Annotated in this window: 1 protein-coding gene; it reads right to left on the bottom strand. The window is 30.7% G+C overall.

The window, feature by feature from the left end; all coding sequences use genetic code 11:
* Positions 1-57: 57 nt before the first annotated feature.
* Entirely contained in the window at positions 58-2208 is a 2151-nt protein-coding gene (locus tag COD11_RS13360) for a type IA DNA topoisomerase (RefSeq protein WP_098797398.1), read from the bottom strand.
* Between the last annotated feature and the right edge of the window lie 282 nt (positions 2209-2490).

Below are 2490 nucleotides of genomic sequence, written 5' to 3'. Positions count from 1 at the left end.
TTATTTTCACAGAAAAAAGATGGGTTTTTTACTAACCCATCTCTATCTATACCAATACTATTTATCGAACTCCATCTTCCAACTATAATAGTCGTTTTCAGAGTTTTTTTCATATCGTAAATTTGCATCAAATTTTTTACCTTTTTTACTTGTTAATCCATTAACCAAAACGACTCCATTTTTCAAGAGACTTTTAACCATTGTTTTAGTTGGTTTCTTTTTCATAGATGCTAAATATTTATCATTTTTCCAAATGACAAATTTACAACCATTCTTCCAGTTACTGCAGCCAAAACCTTTCTCACCTTCGATGACAGGGTGTTTACAATTTGGACAACTCCCAAGATTCTCATAAGTATTCTTGTTAGGAATCTTTTTTAAAGAAGGACCTTGATCTTCTTTTATCTTTACAACTGCCTGATTCGTAAAATCAAAAATAAAATTCAAAAATTCCTCTTTACGAAGCTTACCTTTTTCTATGTCATGAAGGGTTTTTTCAAGTTTTCCGGTAAACCCTAAGTCAAATAGTTCTTTTACCGGAAACATTTCAACGAGTTGTTTCCCCAATTCTGTACATTGTAGATATTTTTTGTGGGTAGTAATATATCCTACATCTTTTAGTTTTTTTATGGTCTCTGCTCTTGTTGCTGGTGTACCAATACTAAATCCATTTAAAATAGAATTCATGATTTCATTATCATCGCTATCATCATACTTCTTACCACAAGTTTCCATAACTCGTAATAGAGTCTTTTCTGTATGATATTTAGGTGGTTTAGTTTTATTTGCTGTTACTTCATGATTTTTGACAGTGACATTTTCATTAATTTCTACAAATGGAAGAGTGGATTCTTTTGTTTCTATTTCCTCAACCTTTTTCCAACCTTCGACTAATTGAACCCTTCCTTTTGATAAAAATTCTCCCTCTACATTATTTACAATTGTGGTTAGAGTAGTCTCTTCATATTCCGCTATAGGCATAAATTGCATTAAGAACCTATTTTTCACAGCATTATATACAATCATTTCATCTTTAGTCAATGATTTAGGGACTAAATACGTTGGAATAATGGCACTGTGGCTTTCAACCTTCTCATTATTAAATACCCTTTTTGTTCTTGTAAATCTCAGTTCACTTTCATAAGGCAGTCCCTTTTTTAGAACATTCAAAACATTTTCTGCCCGTTCAACAAGACTTTCATCCAAAAAATTGCTTGAGGTCCGAGGATAGGTAATTAGTTTTTTCTCATACAATGATTGTGAAATCCGCAAAACTTTGTCCGAAGTCCAGCCCTGATATTTGTTCGTAATAAACCCTTGAAGATTGGATAAATTAAATAAATAGGGAGGATATTCATTTTTCTTCTCAACGTTTTTTTCAGATACGGCTCCCTCTTTTCCAGACAAAAGGGAATGAATATCCATTAGAATTTGTTTATCTTTAAATTTATCCTCATTGTTAAGATGATAAATCCCTTCATATTCACTACCTGATAGGGTTGCAAATAATGCTTTTAGTTTAAAATAATCTTCTGGAACGAAATTTTCTATTTCTTTATCTCTGTCATAAATAATCTTTAAAGTTGGTAGCAAAACTCGTCCAATATTAAGTGCTTGTCCTTTACCCTCTTGATATTTTAAAGTTGCCATAGAAGTAAGGTTAATTCCTATTGTCCAATCTGCCCATTGTCTACCTATACCTGCATTTCTTAAAGGAATCATCTCATCATTGGATATTATATTATTAAGACCCTTTAGTATTTCATTCGGTGTCCACTCATTTAATAGTAAACGATAAACCTTTTTACCATGTCTTATCTTATATAAGATCGTATCTCCAATAATTTGTCCCTCTCTATCATAGTCACACGCAGATATAAGATTAGTAACATCATTTCTTTTAATTAGACTATATATGATCTTCAATTGTTTTTTTGCGCCTAAATCTTCTTTATCACGATTTTTTTGATTTGATTTCACCTTATATCTAAATTTATCAGGAATAAATGGAAAGTTTTCTGTTCTCCATTTTGCCATTTTCTCATCATAATCTTTTGCATCAAATAACTGTAATAGGTGACCAAAAGCCCATGTGATAATATAATCGTTGCCCTCAAAATAACCATCCTGTCTACTTTTTATTTTTAGTGCATCTGCTATATTTTTAGCTACAGAAGGCTTTTCTGTTAGTATAAGTGTTTTGCTCATCTTGATGTTTTTCTCCCTTCATAACAATTATGAAAAATTGTTTATCCACTCAAGTTCTAAAAATACAAAGAGTAAATCATTTAAAACATAATAACTACTAAACTTTAATATTTGAACTCATAATTAATATTTTATATTTTTTAAAGTTTTTCGGCCTGTCAATCTGAAGATTTATTTAGGGAATTTAGTGAAGGAACCAATAAAAAAGATATATTAAAAATTAGAAGTTTTTGATATAGAGGTTTTGAAAAAGCCGACGTGCTGTGACCGTCAAGTAGAATG

Origin of the sequence: Bacillus sp. AFS040349, from assembly GCF_002577655.1 — a bacterium.
Taxonomy (GTDB): Bacteria; Bacillota; Bacilli; order Bacillales; family Bacillaceae; genus Metabacillus.
This window is presented reverse-complemented; position numbering and strand designations above follow the sequence as displayed.

What these genes read in the sequence shown, in the direction of transcription:
- COD11_RS13360 (WP_098797398.1), bottom strand. Translation starts at nt 2,208, where the DNA reads ATGAGCAAAACACTTATACTAACAGAAAAGCCTTCTGTAGCTAAAAAT.